This window comes from Acinetobacter sp. GRABPA_MV_2 (genome assembly GCF_056725885.1).
Map to the genome: position 1 here is coordinate 1 of NZ_JBWZNA010000049.1, position 2,711 is coordinate 2,711.

Below are 2,711 nucleotides of genomic sequence, written 5' to 3' on the forward strand. Positions count from 1 at the left end.
GCTAGAATTCGCATAAGAGATTTTATGTTAAATGCCGATAATATTTAATTTGTATTATTAGAAATATAGTGCAGATTTTGTATAGTATTTAATATAGTATTCGCATTATTAAATGATTTAAATTTTTTTATAAGTATTAGTAGTTTATGACATTAGATTTATTAGCTACACATGGTACATGTAGTTCATATGCAAATTTAATATGTAAAGAGAATTTTAGAATTTGTGATGGACGGCATGGTGCTGGAGTGTATTTTTGGCATGCATCTCCAAATTTTGATGATGCTGTCGATTTAGCTAGATCGTATGCTGAATTCAACTTGACGAAAGGTGCATATGATGGTGTTGATGAGACAGAACCATGTGTATTAGCTTGTAATATCTTATTGAATAAAAACAACTTTTTAGATTTAGAGTCAATAGATTATTTAGGTGTTTTACGTGCTTATTTATTAAAATTCGATGCTAAGCTAAAAGCTATGCCAAGCAGAGATGTCAAAGCAGAATTAACAAAAATATATAACGGTTTTTTTCAGGAGCTTGAAGAGATCTCTAATGAAAAAATAATTGTATATCATGTTAAAGCTGCTGTACCACAAAACTACAAGGACCCTAAATCGAAAGGGTTACAATGGGCTACTCAGTTTGCAAGTAGTTGTTTAGTTGTTAGAGAGAACAGCGTTATTCCTTTAGCATCAATTAGGAGAATCTAGATATGTTTGATTCAGCATTAGCTAAGAAATTTCTAGAAAAAATTGAAACTATGTCTTTTGAAGAACTTGATGAAAGAGCATCTCGTGCGCCTAGCATTGGTATTGAAGGTCTAGTTGAAAATTTACCCACTTTAGAGCTTTTATATGAAGAGATTATTGAGGCGTCTTTCAAACAAGATGTTATTCAATTATTTTCTATAAATAACAAGGCTAACAATACCAATCCTGAAATAAGGTCTCGAGAGAGTTTCTCTTTTGAGATCTCTAGTAATAATGAACCTGAATACGCAGCAGCAGCTTAATTTTTATGAATATCAAATTTGTTGAATATAAGATTGGAGAATTAAAATTTTCTCCATCATCTCAACTTCTAGAAAACTTATCAAATCTTGATTCAATAAATATTGATGATTATCTAAGATTTACTCCTATTTTTTTTCAAAATTCATCAAAAAATTTTGTTATAAAATTTCATCTAGAAGTAAAGACAGAAGAAACCAGTTTCTTTGAACTGGAATTTTTATCTAAATTTGAGTGTGAACAAGATATAGATGAAAAATTCAAAGAATCGAACTTCCCAATTATTAATGCTCCAGCTATAGCATATCCATTCTTAAGAGCATTCGTGAGCAATTTTTTTGTAAGTTCAGGTTATTATCCAATTCTTTTACCAACCTATAATTTCACAAAATTTAAGAAATCAACGTAAGTTTTCTAATGTTAAAATAATTTTTCTTATAAAGGGCCTAGGCATCAGATCTAGGCTTTTTTATTTCGTATTTGGTTGATTGTCTCTTCATTTATTAATTCAGCTACTAATTCCCCAATGGTACTTAGAGGATTATCTTGAATACGTTTAAGTGGATCAAAAACACTTAATAATTGTTGAGCTTCAGGTATTGCTGCGTGATATTCATCTAAAGTAAAAGTAGCTCCATTCGAATGCTTTAAACCAGCTATTCCTCTTCCAAATATATTTGTAGATCTATATGTCTGTCCATAGAACCAGCCCTTACTTAACAAATAGTTAAAATCTACGGCTTCTGGGTTTAATGACAAAAAGTATTTATAAATTGATCTATCAAAATTTAGAAAGTATTCGGTATATTGCTCTACCTGAGCTTCAAAATCTTGCGTACCTTCTCCATAAATTTGTTTAAGCTTCTCATAATAATTATTCTTGAAAAGACCATTTCCTCGACCATATATTTTATATTGAAAAATATAGTATAAGCTTATGAAATTTATATCATTTTTTGTTATAAATTCTAAAGATGATATAGCATCTTCAATATAAAAATTATTTTTTTCATTTGTTATCTTTTCAACCAATAAATCAGATAATAATTCTGTTAAAGAATTCTCACCTTTACAGACCATTTGCTTTAAAGAATTATTCGCCGAACTTTGAAAACCAATAGTATGGATCTTCTCTTTTAAAGTCTCTACATCTTGAGCAATGGCTTTAGCCTTAGATTCTAATTTCTCAGAAAATATATAACTGAGTAATTGAACTTTTTCATCAATTTGATTTCTTAATTGTGTCTGTACCTGATAATTATTGGCTTGATAAAGGTCTAAAAAAACTTCTTTGACTTCATCATAAGAGAGACCAATAGTCATATCTCCTTGTACTTGGAGAGCTGTTGAACCATCTCTGACAGTTTGACTCTGTTTATCACTCACTTATTTTTCCTTTGATTTATCTTTAAGTCATTGCCTACCTGAATACCTGTACTCTTACCTGAGACATGTTGAGACTGAACCTTATCTTCTTTCCTGGTATTTTGTTTAACGTTAGCTATCGCTGTTAAAAATGCAATCAGTCCTCCTGCTACTAGGGCGTAGGAAGTCATTTTAGGGTCATAAAAAGCATAAGCTAAACTACAAACCAACCAAATAAATGTGACTATAACTATTAATATTCTCAAAAAATTTTACTCCTCTTTTATGTAGTTTCTCTAAAATTAACATAATACGCCTTATACGAAGCTATGA

The 2,711-nt window shown here is 30.0% G+C and carries 4 protein-coding genes; 3 read left to right on the forward strand and 1 reads right to left on the reverse strand.

Features of this window, described 5'->3' with window-relative positions:
- The first annotated feature begins 146 nt into the window (after positions 1-146).
- Genes ACXM0J_RS18675 through ACXM0J_RS18685 form a run of 3 tightly spaced genes read left to right on the forward strand, consistent with a single transcriptional unit; the run spans position 147 to position 1,422 of the window.
- A complete protein-coding gene (locus ACXM0J_RS18675; protein WP_086265276.1) occupies positions 147-713 on the forward strand; it encodes a poly(ADP-ribose) polymerase family protein in 567 nt (188 codons plus the stop codon).
- Between the two features lie 2 nt (positions 714-715).
- The gene (locus tag ACXM0J_RS18680; RefSeq protein ID WP_086265277.1) at positions 716-1,015 is read left to right on the forward strand and encodes a hypothetical protein; all 300 of its coding nucleotides are present in this window, start codon (positions 716-718) and stop codon (positions 1,013-1,015) included.
- Between the two features lie 5 nt (positions 1,016-1,020).
- Positions 1,021-1,422, forward strand: coding sequence for a protein-export chaperone SecB (locus ACXM0J_RS18685; protein ID WP_086265278.1), 402 nt, complete (start codon positions 1,021-1,023; stop codon positions 1,420-1,422).
- 50 nt (positions 1,423-1,472) lie between these two features.
- Here ACXM0J_RS18685 and ACXM0J_RS18690 read toward each other — a convergent pair whose 3' ends face one another.
- Entirely contained in the window at positions 1,473-2,399 is a 927-nt protein-coding gene (locus ACXM0J_RS18690; protein ID WP_086265279.1) for an LPO_1073/Vpar_1526 family protein, read from the reverse strand.
- Between the last annotated feature and the right edge of the window lie 312 nt (positions 2,400-2,711).

Bases quoted from the DNA above. Each gene is read 5' to 3' on its own strand.
- ACXM0J_RS18675 (WP_086265276.1), top strand. From the start codon at position 147: ATGACATTAGATTTATTAGCTACACATGGTACATGTAGTTCATATGCA.
- ACXM0J_RS18680 (WP_086265277.1), top strand. From the start codon at position 716: ATGTTTGATTCAGCATTAGCTAAGAAATTTCTAGAAAAAATTGAAACT.
- ACXM0J_RS18685 (WP_086265278.1), top strand. From the start codon at position 1,021: ATGAATATCAAATTTGTTGAATATAAGATTGGAGAATTAAAATTTTCT.